This window comes from Serratia sp. PL7 (assembly GCF_945957435.1).
In genome coordinates, this window is record NZ_CAMFLB010000010.1 from 160,810 (window position 1) to 176,740 (window position 15,931).

12 protein-coding genes are annotated in these 15,931 nt (G+C 56.0%); 8 read left to right on the forward strand and 4 right to left on the reverse strand.

Annotation, left to right across the window (positions count from 1 at the left end; all coding sequences use genetic code 11):
- The first annotated feature begins 69 nt into the window (after positions 1-69).
- Entirely contained in the window at positions 70-360 is a 291-nt protein-coding gene (ppnP, locus tag N6G83_RS31300) for a pyrimidine/purine nucleoside phosphorylase (protein WP_021180225.1), read from the forward strand.
- Positions 361-436: 76 nt separating this feature from the next.
- Here the strand turns inward: ppnP and rdgC are convergent, their stop codons facing one another.
- Complete coding sequence (rdgC, locus tag N6G83_RS31305) at positions 437-1,348, reverse strand: recombination-associated protein RdgC (protein ID WP_024528672.1); 912 nt, start codon at positions 1,346-1,348, stop codon at positions 437-439.
- 240 nt (positions 1,349-1,588) lie between these two features.
- On the opposite strand from rdgC, the gene mak reads away from it, so the two are divergent.
- Positions 1,589-2,497 carry a fructokinase gene (gene mak / locus N6G83_RS31310; protein WP_211136010.1) on the forward strand — a complete coding sequence of 303 codons (909 nt, stop codon included), beginning with the start codon at positions 1,589-1,591 and terminating at the stop codon, positions 2,495-2,497.
- Between the two features lie 47 nt (positions 2,498-2,544).
- On the opposite strand, the gene licT is transcribed toward mak, so the two are convergent.
- The 3 genes from licT to sbcD form a co-directional block, all read right to left on the reverse strand.
- The gene (licT, locus tag N6G83_RS31315; protein WP_024528670.1) at positions 2,545-3,402 is read right to left on the reverse strand and encodes a BglG family transcription antiterminator LicT; all 858 of its coding nucleotides are present in this window, start codon (positions 3,400-3,402) and stop codon (positions 2,545-2,547) included.
- 206 nt (positions 3,403-3,608) lie between these two features.
- On the reverse strand, positions 3,609-6,860 hold the full coding sequence (gene sbcC, locus N6G83_RS31320) for an exonuclease subunit SbcC (RefSeq protein WP_260524084.1): 3,252 nt from the start codon (positions 6,858-6,860) through the stop codon (positions 3,609-3,611).
- Entirely contained in the window at positions 6,857-8,086 is a 1,230-nt protein-coding gene (sbcD, locus tag N6G83_RS31325; RefSeq protein WP_211136009.1) for an exonuclease subunit SbcD, read from the reverse strand. Before sbcD ends, sbcC begins: the two co-directional genes overlap by 4 nt.
- A gap of 202 nt (positions 8,087-8,288) precedes the next feature.
- Between sbcD and phoB the strand changes: the two genes are divergently transcribed.
- The 6 genes from phoB (at position 8,289) to proY (ending at position 15,852) form a co-directional block, all read left to right on the forward strand.
- On the forward strand, positions 8,289-8,978 hold the full coding sequence (gene phoB / locus N6G83_RS31330) for a phosphate response regulator transcription factor PhoB (RefSeq protein ID WP_021180214.1): 690 nt from the start codon (positions 8,289-8,291) through the stop codon (positions 8,976-8,978).
- A gap of 24 nt (positions 8,979-9,002) precedes the next feature.
- Complete coding sequence (phoR, locus tag N6G83_RS31335; RefSeq protein ID WP_024528666.1) at positions 9,003-10,319, forward strand: phosphate regulon sensor histidine kinase PhoR; 1,317 nt, start codon at positions 9,003-9,005, stop codon at positions 10,317-10,319.
- Between the two features lie 13 nt (positions 10,320-10,332).
- A complete protein-coding gene (locus N6G83_RS31340) occupies positions 10,333-11,271 on the forward strand; it encodes a PstS family phosphate ABC transporter substrate-binding protein (RefSeq protein WP_211136008.1) in 939 nt (312 codons plus the stop codon).
- Between the two features lie 188 nt (positions 11,272-11,459).
- Positions 11,460-12,563 carry a cobalamin-independent methionine synthase II family protein gene (locus tag N6G83_RS31345; RefSeq protein WP_211136007.1) on the forward strand — a complete coding sequence of 368 codons (1,104 nt, stop codon included), beginning with the start codon at positions 11,460-11,462 and terminating at the stop codon, positions 12,561-12,563.
- A 498-nt stretch (positions 12,564-13,061) separates the two neighbouring features.
- Positions 13,062-14,381, forward strand: coding sequence for a branched-chain amino acid transport system II carrier protein (gene brnQ, locus N6G83_RS31350; RefSeq protein ID WP_161713468.1), 1,320 nt, complete (start codon positions 13,062-13,064; stop codon positions 14,379-14,381).
- 73 nt (positions 14,382-14,454) lie between these two features.
- Entirely contained in the window at positions 14,455-15,852 is a 1,398-nt protein-coding gene (gene proY / locus N6G83_RS31355; protein ID WP_024528662.1) for a proline-specific permease ProY, read from the forward strand.
- The last annotated feature ends 79 nt before the right edge of the window (positions 15,853-15,931 follow it).

Genomic DNA, 15,931 nt, shown 5'->3' on the forward strand with positions numbered 1-15,931 from the left:
CCAGTGACAGACCCGGTTTCATCCCCCAATATGGAGATCCCTCAAAGATGATTACGCAGGTGCCAGTCTATGCTGAAAGTGAACGAGTATTTTGCCGGGAAAGTGAAGTCTATCGGTTACGATAGTAGCAGCATCGGTCGTACCAGCGTCGGGGTGATGGAAGAGGGTGAGTACACCTTCGGTACCGCACAGCCGGAAGAGATGACGGTGATCACCGGGGCATTGAAAGTGCTGTTACCGGGCGCACCAGATTGGCAGGTGTTTACGCCAGGCGAGAAGTTCTTTGTGCCTGCGCAGAGTGAATTCAACGTTCAGGTTGCCGATGCGACGGCCTACCTGTGTCGTTATCTGAGTAAGTAATCAGTACAGTTTGGCCGGGGATGAAGATTTTCCCCGGCACTCCTCAGAGGGCGCAACTTGTTGCGCCCCTTCTGTTTTAGCGCTGTGCTTCGCCACCCAAGGCTTCGATGGTGTTGCTGATCAAGGCCGCCAGTTCGCTGGTCATCAGGATGAAGTCGGCATCGAAACGCTGGGCAAAATCTTCACGATCGATATCATCGTTCTGATCGCGCAGCGTATCGGCAAACTTCAGGCGCTTGAGTGAGCCGTCGTCGGCCAGCACCAGTTGAATGCGTTCCTGCCAATCTACCGCCAGCTTGGTCACCAGCTTGCCAGCTTCGATATGCACGGCAATCTCATCGCTGATCAGGTTCTGCTTCTTACAGCGGATCACTCCGCCTTCTTCCAGAATGGCCTTCAGTTCGGCCTCATCCTGAATGATAAAACCGGCTGGCAGTTCGCCGGAGCGGACCCATTCGGTCAGCGTCAGCTCGATCGGGCTTTCCATGGTCAAAGGTACCACCGGCAGAGAGCCCAGGCTCTTACGCAGCAGCGCCAGCATATCTTCGGCGCGTTTGGCGCTGGCGGCATCGACCATAATCAGGCCGTTAACGGTATCGATCCACATATAGGTCTGGTTGAAGCGGCTGAAGGCGCGTGGCAGCAGGCTGTGCAGCACTTCATCTTTCAGGGAGTCTTTCTCGGTTTTTTTCAGCTTGCGGTGCTGCTCGCCTTCCAGTTTTTCGATCTTGGCCTGTAGCTCTTGTTTCAGTACCGGAGAGGGCAGGATCTTCTCTTCTTTACGGGCGCAAATCATGATCTGGCCGTTAACCGCGTGCGTCAGTGCGTCGCTGTGAGAACCCATCGGGGAAACCCAGCCGGTTTTCGCCATGTCCTGGCTGCCACACGGGGTGAAGGCAAAGGCGCTGAGCTGTTTTTCCATTTCATCCGCAGTTAGCGCAACGTCGCGGCTCAAACGGTAAACCATCAAATTCTTAAACCACAGCATAATGTTATCCCAGGCTGGGCGTGCATTTGGCACGCAGATTCATCAAAAGCAGGGCGGCATAATAACGAATTGACGCTGAAAAATCGCCTCATTCCCGCTGATTTGCGTCCGCTGCCGCGTTTCACACAGCCAGATAGGGAAATTGCCATTGGTGTCACATTCGGTGAGCGTGGCGTGAGCCGGGCTATGCGCTACACTGGGCGGCAAGTTTGTTGTCGTGCTGAATTGGGGAGAGAAATTGTGCGTATTGGTATCGATCTGGGTGGCACCAAAATTGAAGTAATTGCGTTAGCCAACGACGGCGCGGAGCTGTTCCGCCATCGTATTGCCACGCCTCGTCACGATTATCAACTGACGCTTGAGGCTATCTGCGGGCTGGTGACGCTGGCGGAGGCAAAAACCGGCCAGCAAGGCTCGGTGGGCGTGGGGATCCCTGGGACGCTGTCGCCCTTTACCGGCCTGGTAAAAAATGCCAACTCCACCTGGCTGAATGGTCAACCGCTGGATAAAGATCTTTCCGCTATGTTGCAACGTGAAGTGCGGCTGGCTAACGATGCCAACTGCCTGGCGGTATCAGAAGCCACCGATGGGGCCGCCGCCGGAAAACCAACCGTATTTGCGGTAATTATTGGTACCGGATGTGGGGCTGGGGTAGCGATTAATGGCCAGGTACATGCCGGGGGCAACGGTATTTCCGGCGAGTGGGGCCACAATCCGCTGCCGTGGCTGGATGAAGACGAGCTGCGTTTTCGCGCCGAGGTGCCCTGTTACTGTGGCAAGCAAGGCTGTATAGAAACCTTTATCTCCGGTACCGGTTTCGCTACCGATTATGCGCGGCTGAGTGGTCAGGCGCTGAAAGGTCACGAGATTATGGCGCTGGTGGCACAACAGGATGCGGTGGCAGAGTTGGCTATTCAGCGTTACGAAATGCGGCTGGCAAAGTCACTGGCTCACGTGATCAATCTCTTTGACCCGGATGTGATCGTCCTGGGCGGCGGCATGAGCAACGTGGAGCGGCTGTATCAAACGGTGCCGTCACTGGTGAAACCCTGGGTATTTGGCGGCGAGTGCGAAACGCCAATCCGTAAGGCGATACACGGTGATTCCAGCGGTGTACGCGGTGCCGCCTGGCTCTGGCCACAGGTCTAACAAACCTTCGTAGGGCGCACATGCTGCGCCCGTTGTGAACCCCAGTCTCAGTCCTTCGGCGTGTAATCTTTCTCGCTTTCGCTGCGTACCCGCTCGATATGGATGGTCAGAAACAGCATCTCTTCGCTGGTCAGTTGATGCTGGTAACTCTTCTCGATGTGCTGGTTGATCTTGCCAGCACAGGCGAATGACTCGCGGTATTTCTCCTTCACTACCTGATACAGCGAATCGTCCTCGCTGTTGACGTAATTCTTGCCTAGCAGGCGCTGGGCAAAGAATTTCAGGTGGGTGACAAAACGATGGTAGCTGAGGGTTTCCTCGTTGTAGTCAAAACGGAAATGATATTTGACGATATTGAGGATCTCCTGCATCACGCGGGTGATATGCAGGGTGTTGTGCATTTCATCATTGAGCTGCGCGTTGACCAGGTGCAGGGCGATAAACCCAGCTTCGTCTTCCGGCAACGTAGTTTCCAGGCGCTGGGCGATGATGGTTAACGCCTCAAGCCCGATGGCAAACTCGTTTGGATAGAGTTTCTTGATCTCCCACAGCAGCGCGTTCTTGATATCCAGCCCTTGCGCGTGGCGTTGCAGCGCAAAATGGATATGGTCGGTCAGCGTGATGTAGACAATGTTATGCAGTTTCCCCGGCAGCCGCTCGCGGGCGAGGGTGATGATCTTGTCTGCGGTGGTCACACATGCCAGCGGGATCTCCGCCAGCAGTTCTTTGTAGCGTTCGCTCATTTCGCCACTGTTGAGGGTGAACACCTTTTCAATCAGGCTGTCATCCACACTTTCCCCGGCTTTCTTTTGAAAGCCAATGCCACGCCCCATAACCACCGTTTCTTCCTGATGGTCATTCAGCGTAATCACTACGTTATTATTGAGTATTTTAGCGATTTTCATGGCTATTCCCGGCCCGCTGAAAACGAAAAAACCCGACGTCCAGGAGCGATCCCGGAGGTCAGGTTTTGCCTGTATGCACAGTGACAATCCTGTAATCATTATCATGATAACCGTTGTCGGCTCTGGCTCAATGCTTTTCAGCCTGTACTGTCGCCGCGATCACACTTCTGGTCGTAGTTACCTCTTGACGTAAACCTCAGTCGCGGTCATTCGATGCGAAACTGCGCGTCCAGTCGGCTGACTCCCAGCCCATTGACCTTTTTCACCTTAATCTGCACCGGGATACGCTCCTTCATCGCCTCCACGTGGCTGATCACGCCGATGGTTTTGCCAGTGGCGTTAAGGCTGTCCAAGGCATCTAGCGCGGTATCCAGCGTCTCGGCGTCCAGCGTGCCGAAGCCCTCGTCCAGGAACAGCGAATCGATGCTGGTCTTGTGGCTGACCAGATCGGACAAGGCCAGCGCTAGCGCCAGACTCACCAGGAAGCTTTCACCGCCGGAAAGGGTACGGGTGTCGCGCAGGGCATCGGCCTGCCAGGTATCAACCACCTGTAGCTCCAGCGCATCACTGGTTTTGCGCTGCAACAGATAGCGCCCGTGCAGGCGGCCAAGCTGGTTGTTGGCCAGATACACCAGGTGATCCAGGGTCAGGCCCTGAGCGAACTTGCGGAACTTGTCGCCCTCCTTGGAGCCGATAAGCTGGTTGAGCAGGCTCCAGTCGTCATACTGCTGTTGGCTTTGGGCGATCTGTTCGAACAGGGACTGTTGATTGAGGCGGCGCTCGGCATCGCTGCTCAGTTGGTTGCGCACCTCGCCTTGGCGCAGCTGTAGTGTTTTCAGCCGCTCTGCCAGTTCGCCGAGCGCGGTGGTGAGTTGCTCAACATTAACCTGGGTTTCATCCAGTTCCGCAGGGCGATCCAGCCGGTGCTGTTCCAGAGCTTGTACGGCCTGCGCCAACAGCGTTGTGGCCCGCACCTGGCGCTCCTGCAACTGCTCTTTGTGCTGCTGTAAGCGCTGGCGTACGTCGTCATCCAGTAGCGCGGCGTTGAATGCGGCCTCATCGTCGAAGGTACTGCTAGCCAAGGCCTGCTGCCACTGTTGCTCGGCCTGTTGTCCCCGTTCGGCTTGCTGTTGCTGTTGTTGCTGCAAACCGACCCACTGGCCAGCCAGGCGATCGCGCTGCTCCTGGGCTTTGTGCAATAGCTCAGTAGCCTGCTGCAAGGCGTGCTCTGCGGCGATTTGTGCCGTGCGTAACTGCTCACGGGCTTCAGCCACCGTTCGCTCACCAAACAGCGCGATGCGTTCGTTACGCTGTGCCAGCAGCTGAGTTTCATTCGTCAGGCACTGCTGTTGCCACTGTGCCAATTGGCGTTGAGTTTCCTGCTGATTTTTCTGCAGCAGCTCAAAGCGCTCATTCAGCCGCGCCGTTTCCTGTTGCGAACTTTGCTGTTCGGTTTGCAGGGCATTCAGGGCATCCTTCGCAAGCTGTACGGCCTTGGCGAGCCGTTCGTGCTGCAACAGCAGTTGCTGACCGGCCTGTTCCTCACTATCGCAAGCCTCCAGCCAGGCGGTTAACCGGGCGCTGTCTTGCAGCGTAAAGTCGAAGGCCAAGGGGGCGCTGAGGGTCTGCCAGCTTTGCAGATGGCTTTCCTGCTGCTCAAGTTCCTGGTTCAACTGCGTTTGCAGGCGTTGCTGCTGCTCTTTCAGGCTTTCACTGCGTGCGCGCAGCTCTGTTCCTTTAGTGTGCAGCTCTTCGGTTTGGGCGCGCAATTGAGCGACGCGCTGTTCCGTTTCCGACGGTTTGACGGCCTGATATTGCTCGATCGCCGGATGCTGTGTGGAGCCGCACAGCGGGCAGGGGGCATCGGTTTGCAGACGCGCCCGTTCGGCTTCCAGACTGACGATGCGCTTTTCCAGTTCGAGCGTTTTCTCAACGTCTGTCAGATGCGCTTTTTGCTGTTTATACTGCTGGCGCACCGCATCGAGCTGGGTTTCTACTTCGGTCAGCTGTTTTTGGCGCGTAGTGAATTCGAGCCGGTGCTGCTCAAGGCGCTGTTGGTTCTGCTGGAACAGTAAGGCCAGTTTGGACAACTGTTGACGAACCGGGCGCAAGCCACTCAGTTCGGCCTGGCGGTGACGCAGTTTCTCCTGTGGGGATTGCGCCTCTAACGTGGCTTGCTGCTGGAGTTGGCTATCCAGCGCCGCCGTGAGTTCAAGCTGCCTGGCCTGATATTGACCCGCCAGGGTAGCCAGTTGGCCGCGTCTTTCGGTGAGTTGTTCCAGCGTGCGCCGCAGCTCTTCGCTCTGCCGCTGGCTCTCCGCATGCTGTTTACGCGCTTCTGCCAGTTGGTTTTGTGACTGAGCAATCTGATGATCGAGCGGCAACACCTTGTCATCTATCAGCGTTTGCTGCTGTTGCTGATGTTCCGCCTGGGCTTGTCTGGCCTTTTGCGACTGCTCCAACTGCTGCTGTAACGGGATTAGTTCGGCCAATTGCCGCTCTTGCTGCTGAGCCAACTGTTCGATCTGTTGCTGCAACGCCAAACTATCCCGCTGACAACGATTACGCTCATTGAGCAACGGGCGCAGTTTCTCGGCAGGCTCACTGCGAGCTAACTGTTGCAACTGCGGTTCGGACAGTTGAAACTCCTGCTGCACAACAGCCAACTGTTGCTGATAATCCTGAGTCTGTTGCTGGATGGTTTGCCAGCGTTGTAGCCAGCTCAACTGATGCTGTTGCTGCTGCGCCTGTTGGCTAAGAAGCTGCTCTTCAGCTCCGAGTTCCCCGAGCTGGTTTTCCAGCACCTGGCGCTGCTCATCATTGAGCAGTTCAATCCCGCTGGCTCGATGATGTAAAGCGTCCAGATCGCTTTTCGCCTGCTTGTGCTGTTCGAAGACCTGTGCCGATAGCCGCCCATAAATCTCGGTGCCGGTCAGTTCTTCCAGCAGTTCGGCACGCTCGTTGGCCTTGGCGTTCAGGAAGGCGGCGAACTGGCCCTGCGACAGCATCATCGACTTGGTGAAGCGGCCAAAATCCAGCCCGGTGATTGCGGCAATCAGCTCTTTTTTATCGGAAATTTTATCCGCCAGGATTTTGCCGTCTGCCCGCAGTGCCAGCTCCACCTTGGGAGCCTGCAGGTTGCCGTCCGGATCGTTTTTCGCCCGGCGTTGGCTCCAGAAGGCGCGATAGCCGACGCCTTTGACCTCAAACTCCACTTCGGCCAGCGATTCGGCGGTATGGCGGGTCATCAATTCGTTCTGGCTGGCGCTGACTTCCAGGCGCGGCGTCTGGTGATAAAGTGCCAGGCAGATGGCATCCAGCAGGGTGGTTTTACCTGCTCCTGTGGGGCCGGTGATGGCAAACAGGCCGTTGCTGGCGAAGGGTTCCGCCGTGAAGTCGATTTTCCACTCGCCCTGTAGCGAGTTGAGGTTTTTCAGCCTTAGGCTCAGGATCTTCATGCCGATGGCTCCTCATGCTGATGCAAGGTTTCCACCACCTGCTGGAACATCTGCCGCATCTGCTGTTGGCGCGGTTCGGCCATCTCGGCTTCCAACGCCAAGCGGCGCTCGAAGACTTCGCCGACGCTTAACTCATTCAAGGTTTCTTTATCCTGCTGGGCAATGGTCTGGCTACGTTGCTCTTTACTGCGCCGCAGCAGCACCACTTCAACCGGTAAATCTTCCGCCAGCTGTTGGATGCGGCGCTGAATATCGCTGAGGTAATCCTGAGTGGCTACTTCGATATCCAACCAAACCGGGAGTTCGCCCTGATAATCGGCAAACTGCTGTAATTGAGCCTCTATTTGCTGCAAATCACCTTTGATCAGCTGCATGGGCTGGAAGATGGGGATCTCCAATGGTGTGATCTGTTGCAGCACACCGTCGGCAAAATCGACCAGAAACACGCTTTTGGCTTTGCCTAACTCGTCAAAACTCAGTGGGATTGGCGAACCGCTGTAGCGGATATGCTCGGATTTGGCGACGTTCTGCGCGCGATGGATATGCCCCAACGCAATGTAATCGGCAGGGGGGAACGCCTGGGCCGGAAAGGCGTCTAGCGTGCCGATATAGATATCCCGTACCGAATCCGAGGTGGTGACGCCCACGGTGGTCAAATGGCCTGTGGCGACGATCGGCAGTGGCAAACCCAACGCATCGCGGCGCGTACAGGCCGCCTGATACAGGTTTTGGTAATGTTCGGCGATGGCTTCTTGCAGAGCTTGCTGCTTTTGGTTGCCAGACTCACCGGCGCGGCTGGTGAGCAGATCCCGTGGGCGCAGGAACGGAATGGCGCAAAGTACCGCACCTGGTTGGCCATCAAGCTGATTGAGCACCACGATTTGCTGCTCAAGCTCGCTTTGCGCGTTGGCAATCACGGTGGTATTCAGGCAGGAAAGCAGCTCACGTGATTCGTTCAGCGTGGCCACGGAATCGTGGTTGCCGCCCAGCACCACCAGTTGGCAGCCAGTGCGTTGCAGCTCCACCACAAAGCGATTGTACAGTTCACGGGCGTAGCTGGGTGGGGAGCCGGTATCGAATAAATCGCCTGCGACGATCAGCGCATCCACCCGCTGCTGTTCCACCTGTTCGATCAGCCAACGTAAGAAGGCCTGATGCTCGGCGGCGCGGCTTTTGGTGAAAAAGTACTGGCCCAAATGCCAGTCGGAGGTATGGATCAGGCGCATAGGTCTTCCATCGCTAACAGGATGATAAGGGCGTAAATGGGCCTTATCGTAACTCAAGCATGATGATATTTCTTTAACGTCAGAAATAATCGCTATGCTTACTGCGATCGACCGGGCTTTTTTTTCATAAAAGTGTCACAAAACTGACGCATAATGGCGACCGCAATCAACTGAGATCGCTAACACATTGGCAGGATTGACGATGGCAAGACGCATACTGGTGGTGGAAGACGAAGCGCCGATCCGTGAGATGGTGTGCTTTGTGTTGGAACAGAATGGTTACCAACCGTTGGAAGCCGAGGATTATGACAGTGCCGTTACGCGCCTGTCTGAGCCGTTCCCTGATTTGGTGTTACTGGACTGGATGTTACCGGGTGGTTCCGGCATTCAGTTTATCAAGCATATGAAGCGCGAGGCGATGACCCGGGATATCCCGGTGATGATGCTGACCGCGCGCGGTGAAGAAGAGGATCGGGTACGTGGCCTGGAGGTTGGTGCGGATGATTACATCACCAAACCTTTCTCACCCAAGGAGCTGGTGGCACGTATCAAGGCGGTGATGCGCCGTATTTCACCAATGGCAGTAGAAGAAGTGATTGAAATGCAGGGGTTAAGCCTGGATCCTTCCTCGCACCGGGTGATGGCCAATGAGCAGGCGCTGGAGATGGGGCCGACCGAGTTCAAACTGCTGCACTTCTTTATGACTCATCCGGAGCGTGTTTATAGCCGCGAACAGTTGCTTAATCACGTCTGGGGCACTAACGTTTATGTGGAAGACCGCACCGTTGATGTGCATATCCGCCGGCTGCGTAAGGCGCTGGAGACCAGTGGTCATGACAAGATGGTTCAAACCGTTCGCGGCACCGGTTATCGGTTCTCAACGCGCTACTGATCGCACAGCGCTGGAGAGGTTACCGTGCTAGAACGTTTATCGTGGAAGAGGCTGGCGCTGGAGCTGGCCCTTTTTTGCCTGCCTGCCTTATTGCTGGGGCTGATTTTCGGTTATCTGCCCTGGCTGCTATTGGTTTCGGTGCTGGCCGCGCTGGCCTGGAACTTTTATAACCAACTCAAACTTTCCCACTGGCTGTGGGTAGACCGCAGCATGACGCCGCCGCCGGGCCGCTGGAGCTGGGAACCGCTGTTCTATGGCCTGTACCAGATGCAGCAGCGTAATCGCCGCCGCCGCCGTGAGCTGGCGCTGTTGATCAAACGCTTTCGCAGTGGGGCCGAATCCTTACCGGATGCGGTAGTGATGACCACCGTTGAGGGCAATATCTTCTGGTGCAACGGCCTGGCCCAGCATCTGCTGGGCTTTCGCTGGCCGGAAGATAATGGCCAACACATCCTTAACCTGCTGCGCTATCCGGAATTCAGCCATTATCTGCAACAGCAAGAATTTACCCGGCCGCTGACGCTACAGCTGAATAACGAGCACTTTGTCGAATTCCGTATCATGCCCTATTCCGAAGGCCAACTGCTGATGGTGGCCCGAGATGTGACCCAGATGCGCCAACTGGAAGGGGCTAGGCGCAACTTCTTCGCCAACGTCAGCCATGAGTTGCGTACGCCGCTAACGGTGTTGCAGGGCTACCTGGAGATGATGAGCGATGAAGAGCTGGATGGTTCGCTGCGTGGCAAAGCCTTGGGCACCATGCAAGAGCAGACCAAACGCATGGATGGCCTGGTGAAGCAGTTGCTTACGCTCTCCAGGATCGAGGCTGCACCAAACGTGGATATGAACGAGAAGGTGGATATTCCGTTAATGCTGCGGGTATTGCAGCGTGAGGCGCAGTCGCTCAGCGGTGGTAATCACCAGATCAATTTCCGGGTGAACGAAAATCTGCAGGTGTTCGGTAACGAGGATCAACTGCGTAGTGCGGTTTCCAATCTGGTGTACAACGCCGTCAACCATACTCCGGTGGGCACCAATATCGAAGTGAGTTGGCAGCAGACGCCGCAGGGGGCTCAGTTCCAGGTCAGTGATAACGGGCCGGGCATTGGTGCCGAACATATTCCGCGCCTGACCGAGCGTTTCTATCGCGTGGATAAAGCGCGTTCGCGCCAGACCGGCGGCAGTGGGCTCGGGTTGGCCATCGTGAAGCATGCGCTCAGCCATCATGATTCACGGCTGGAGATCCTCAGCGAGCCAGGCATTGGCACCCGTTTTATCTTTACCTTGCCTAACCGGTTGATTGTTCCCGCGGCTTTAGCAGAGAATGCGGTGAAAAATTAACAGGTAACCCGCCATGAATCGATTTACCCAAGCTTTGCTGCTTTGCCTACTGTTGTTGGTTGGCCGCGGGGCCGTGGCTGCTCCGGATGGCATGCTTTCCGGCAACCTGTCCAGCGTGGGCTCCGATACCCTTGCCAACCTGATGGCGCTGTGGGGGCAGGATTTCAGCCGACACTATCCCAACGTGAACCTGCAACTGCAGGCTGCCGGTTCCTCGACGGCACCCACCGCATTGGCGGCAGGAGCGGCGCAGCTTGGGCCAATGAGCCGGCCAATGAAGGCGGCGGAAGTGTCGGCGTTTGAGCACCGCTATGGCTATGCGCCGCTGGCGGTGCCGGTCGCGGTTGATGCGCTGGTGGTGCTGGTGCATCAGGACAATCCGCTACGTGGCTTGAACCTGCAACAGCTGGATCAAATCTTTTCCGCTACCCGCCGCTGCGGGGAAAACACGCCGATTAACCGCTGGGGAGAGCTGGGGCTGCAGGGCAGCTGGCAGCAACGTGCCTTGCAACGCTTTGGCCGCAATTCCGCCTCGGGTACCTATGGGTATTTCAAACTGCGCGCGTTATGCGGTGGTGATTTTATGGCGCGAGTGAATGAACTGCCGGGGTCGGCCTCGGTGGTGCAGGCGGTGGCCGGATCGTTAAACGGCATTGGCTATGCCAGCATCGGTTTTCGTGCCAGCGGGGTGCGGTTGTTGCCTCTGGCAGAAACGGGTGACCGTTATATTGAACCTAGCGAAACCAACGTGCGTAACGGCAGCTATCCGTTGGCGCGCTACCTGTATATCTATATCAACAAAGCTCCCAACCAGCCGCTGGAACCCCTGACGGCGGCGTTCCTCGACCGAGTGCTGTCTGCGCAGGGGCAGGATCTGGTTAATCACGACGGTTATTTGCCGCTGCCGCCAGCTACGCTGCGCAAAACCCGCACGCTTCTGGGGCTGGATTAGTCCGGCCAACTTGAATTTAATTCAACACCAATGAAAATTTCTCCATTGCCGAGTAACCGGTGACATGAAAGGATGCACTCAAGCGGTGTAGACGTCTGGATGTCTATTTGTAACCCAGCGTAATAATTCAACTTGTCAATGATTGGAACTGATGGCGACTAGCCCTCAGTGCATCATCGGAGCAGAACATGTCCAAAGCCAGCCATGCCTTTCACGCCGACGTTGTCGGTAGCCTGTTGCGCCCTGCGGCGCTGAAAACGGCCCGTCAGCAGTTTCAGAATGGTGAGATCGACGCGGCCCAGCTGCGCGCAGTAGAAAACGAGCAAATCCGCCATATTGTCGGCAAACAGCAAGAGATCGGCTTACAGGTCGTGACCGATGGCGAGTTTCGCCGCGCCTGGTGGCACTTCGACTTCCTTGAGGGGCTTGATGGTGTAGAAGGCTACGACGTGGAGCAGGGCATTCAGTTTAACGGAGTGCAAACCAAGGCCCGCAGCATCAAGGTGACCGGCAAACTGGGCTTTAGCAACCATCCGATGCTGGAGGATTTCCGTTTCCTGAAAAGCGTAGCCGGTGATGCGGTACCGAAGATGACCATCCCGAGCCCGAGCGTGCTGCATTTCCGCGGTGGCCGTAAGGCGATCGACCCGCTGGTGTACCCGGATCTGGATAGCTACTTTGACGATCTGGCACAAACCTACCGCGATGCGATCAAAGCCTTTTACGACGCAGGCTGCCGCTACCTGCAGCTCGACGATACCGTCTGGGCCTATCTGTGCTCCGACGATCAGAAGCGCCAGATCCGCGAGCGGGGTGAAGATCCTGAGCAATTGGCCCGTACCTACGCAGAGGTTCTGAATAAAGCCATCGCCGGTAAACCGGAAGACTTGACCATTGGTCTGCACGTTTGCCGTGGTAACTTCCGTTCCACCTGGATCTCGGAAGGTGGCTATGAGCCAGTGGCGGAAATCCTGTTTGGCCAGGTCAATATTGATGCCTTCTTCCTGGAATATGATAACGAACGATCTGGCGGTTTTGAGCCACTGCGTTTTATCAGGCCGGGCAAGCAGCAGGTGGTGCTAGGGTTGATCACCACCAAGACTGGTGATCTGGAAGATCCGGCGGTGGTGCAACAACGCATCAAGGAAGCAACGCAGTTCGTCGATATTAAACAGCTCTGCCTGAGCACGCAGTGTGGCTTTGCCTCTACCGAAGAGGGCAACAGTCTGAGTGAGCAGCAGCAGTGGGATAAGCTACGTAGCGTGGTCAATATCGCAGCGTCGGTCTGGTAAGCGCCAGTAAAATGAGCACATGACACGCGTATGGTGTCTGGTTATTGGTGTTTTCACGCACAATGTAACCATTTGTTTCACATTTCGTGAGTGATGTGCTCAAAAATAATACAAATCATGTAGTGCATATTTATTGATAACCCCTATGTTCGACTGGATGAGAGATATTATCTGGACGATCACTCTGCTTTCCGTCCTGCGTATTGCCTTTTGGCACTATAAACGTTTAACTTGACCCCCATTGCCGGACTAAACCTCCATTTTCCTCAGCATTCTGCGTTGATTGCGACCTGGAATTCAGCAGGGGAAAAAACGTCTAAAAATCTGCTCGTCATCATGAGTATTCGCCTTTATCAAGGTCAGACGCTGCTATTGCGCGCTGTCTGTTGCCTATGGGTATCACGATGAGAGAGCAGGCCGGCAACCGAACCGAAGTGGGGCACTTTTGCCACCATGCTTATCGGCAATTTTTTATTTCAACAGGCAGCACAACAGATTATGAGTCATCGTTTAGCGTCAAAAGATATTCTGGCTTTGGGTTTTATGACCTTTGCCTTATTCGTCGGAGCCGGGAACATCATCTTCCCGCCGATGGTGGGTTTGCAGTCTGGCGAACACGTCTGGACTGCGGCGATTGGTTTCCTGATCACCGCTGTAGGTCTACCGGTGCTGACCGTGATTGCCCTGGCTCGCGTTGGCGGCGGCGTTGATGCACTAAGCTCACCGATTGGCCGTAGCGCCGGTCTGCTGCTGGCAACGGTGTGTTACCTGGCCGTTGGCCCGCTGTTTGCCACCCCGCGCACCGCGACCGTTTCCTTTGAAGTTGGTATTGCGCCGTTGACCGGTGACGGTGCCATGCCGTTGTTCATCTATAGCCTGGTCTATTTTGCGCTGGTGATTGGCATCTCGCTCTATCCGGGCCGCCTACTTGATACCGTTGGCCATATTCTGGCACCGTTGAAGATCGTGGCGTTGGCCGTGCTGGGTATTGCCGCAGTGATGTGGCCTGCTGGGACGCCGATCCCGGCGGTAGATGCCTACCAAACCGTGCCGTTCTCTTCCGGCTTTGTTAACGGCTATCTGACGATGGATACGCTGGGCGCCATGGTGTTCGGTATCGTGATCGTTAACGCCGCACGTTCTCGTGGGGTGAAGGACGCTGGTCTGCTGACCCGTTATACCATCCTGGCTGGTTTGATCGCCGGTGTGGGCCTGACGCTGGTCTATCTGAGCCTGTTCAAGCTGGGCTCCGGCAGTGGCGTGTTGACGCCGGATGCGACTAATGGCGCGGTAGTGCTGCATGCCTACGTGCAAAATACCTTCGGCGGCCTGGGCAGCTTCTTCCTGGCGGCGCTGATCTTCATCGCCTGTATGGTGACCGCGGTGGGCCTGACCTGTGCCTGTGCGGAGTTCTTCGAGCAATACCTGCCGTTCTCTTACAAAACGCTGGTATTCATTCTCGGCCTGTTCTCGATGGTGGTGTCCAACCTCGGCCTGAGCCACCTGATCCAGATTTCGATCCCGGTGCTGACTGCGATCTATCCGCCTTGCATCGTGCTGGTGCTGCTGAGTTTCACCCTGCGTTGGTGGAGCAGTGCATCACGTATTGTTGCGCCGGTGATGTTAGTCAGCCTGTTGTTTGGTATCCTTGATGCGGTGAAAGCGTCCAACTTCCAGCATTTGATGCCAGAATGGACCAATCACCTGCCGCTGGCGGCGCAGGGGCTGGCATGGTTGCCACCTTCGCTGCTGATGCTGGTACTGGTCGCGATTTATGATCGGGTTTTTGCACGCAGCCAAGTGACTGCTCACCCTTAAACCTACGGTCTGAATTTTAGGCCACGGACTTGTCCGTGGCTTTTTTACGTTTAAATAAAGACGGGTCATTTTCATGCAACAACAGTCACCCACCGCTGCTCCAGCCAATAAGCTCAAACGTGGCCTCAGCACGCGCCACATTCGTTTTATGGCCTTGGGCTCGGCCATTGGTACCGGTCTGTTTTACGGCTCTGCAGAGGCCATCAGAATGGCAGGCCCCAGCGTCCTGCTGGCTTATCTGATCGGCGGTATCATTGCCTTTATCATCATGCGCGCGCTGGGCGAAATGTCGGTGAATAACCCGCAGGCCAGCTCGTTCTCGCGCTATGCCCAGGATTATCTCGGGCCGATGGCTGGTTACATTACCGGTTGGACCTATTGCTTTGAAATCCTGATTGTTGCCATTGCCGACGTGACGGCCTTCGGCATCTACATGGGCGTCTGGTTCCCGGAAGTGCCGCATTGGATCTGGGTGTTGAGCGTGGTGCTGATTATCGGTGCCATCAACCTGATGAGCGTGAAGGTGTTCGGTGAACTGGAGTTCTGGTTCTCGTTCTTCAAGGTGGCGACCATTATCATCATGATCGTCGCCGGTATCGGCATCATCGTCTGGGGCATCGGCAACGGGGGGCAACCGACCGGGATACACAACCTGTGGGTTAACGGCGGCTTCTTCAGTAACGGCTTTATTGGCATGATCCTGTCGCTGCAACTGGTGATGTTTGCCTACGGTGGGATTGAAATCATTGGCATTACCGCCGGTGAAGCCAAAGATCCTAAAGTGTCGATCCCCAAAGCCATCAACTCGGTACCTTGGCGTATCCTGGTGTTCTACGTCGGGACGCTGTTCGTCATCATGTCTATCTATCCGTGGAACCAGGTGGGGACCAACGGTAGCCCGTTTGTGCTGACCTTCCAGCATATGGGGATCACCATTGCGGCAGGTATCCTTAACTTCGTGGTGATCACCGCCTCACTGTCGGCGATTAACAGCGACGTGTTCGGCGTTGGCCGTATGATGCATGGCTTGGCGGAGCAGGGGCATGCCCCGCAGGTGTTCAGCAAAATCTCCAAACGTGGTATTCCGTGGGTGACTGTAGTGGTGATGATGGCGGCCATGCTGATCGCCGTGTATCTCAACTACATCATGCCGGAAAGCGTGTTCCTGGTGATTGCTTCACTGGCGACCTTTGCCACCGTGTGGGTGTGGATCATGATCCTGTTCTCTCAGATCGCTTTCCGCCGCAGCTTGAGCAAGGATCAGGTCAGCAAGCTGGCGTTTCCACTGCGCGGTGGGGTATTCACTTCAGTGGTTGCCATCATCTTCCTGGTGTTTATCATCGGCCTGATCGGTTACTTCCCAACGACGCGTATTTCCCTGTATGCCGGGCTGGTGTGGGTCGCAGTGCTGTTACTGGGCTACTACATCAAGGTGAACCGCCAGAAAAAGCGAGCCGTATTGACGCAGTAAGATTGTCCCTCACCCCAACCCTCTCCCACAGGGAGAGGGAGCTGTCCTGAGCGCGTAGTTAGCCCGTGCGGTTTCGGAA

Excerpts from the sequence above, each read along its gene's own strand:
- ppnP (WP_021180225.1), top strand. The coding sequence starts at position 70 with ATGCTGAAAGTGAACGAGTATTTTGCCGGGAAAGTGAAGTCTATCGGT.
- N6G83_RS31345 (WP_211136007.1), top strand. The coding sequence starts at position 11,460 with ATGTCCAAAGCCAGCCATGCCTTTCACGCCGACGTTGTCGGTAGCCTG.
- proY (WP_024528662.1), top strand. The coding sequence starts at position 14,455 with ATGCAACAACAGTCACCCACCGCTGCTCCAGCCAATAAGCTCAAACGT.
- N6G83_RS31340 (WP_211136008.1), top strand. The coding sequence starts at position 10,333 with ATGAATCGATTTACCCAAGCTTTGCTGCTTTGCCTACTGTTGTTGGTT.
- brnQ (WP_161713468.1), top strand. The coding sequence starts at position 13,062 with ATGAGTCATCGTTTAGCGTCAAAAGATATTCTGGCTTTGGGTTTTATG.
- rdgC (WP_024528672.1), bottom strand. The coding sequence starts at position 1,348 with ATGCTGTGGTTTAAGAATTTGATGGTTTACCGTTTGAGCCGCGACGTT.
- licT (WP_024528670.1), bottom strand. The coding sequence starts at position 3,402 with ATGAAAATCGCTAAAATACTCAATAATAACGTAGTGATTACGCTGAAT.
- phoB (WP_021180214.1), top strand. The coding sequence starts at position 8,289 with ATGGCAAGACGCATACTGGTGGTGGAAGACGAAGCGCCGATCCGTGAG.
- sbcC (WP_260524084.1), bottom strand. The coding sequence starts at position 6,860 with ATGAAGATCCTGAGCCTAAGGCTGAAAAACCTCAACTCGCTACAGGGC.
- sbcD (WP_211136009.1), bottom strand. The coding sequence starts at position 8,086 with ATGCGCCTGATCCATACCTCCGACTGGCATTTGGGCCAGTACTTTTTC.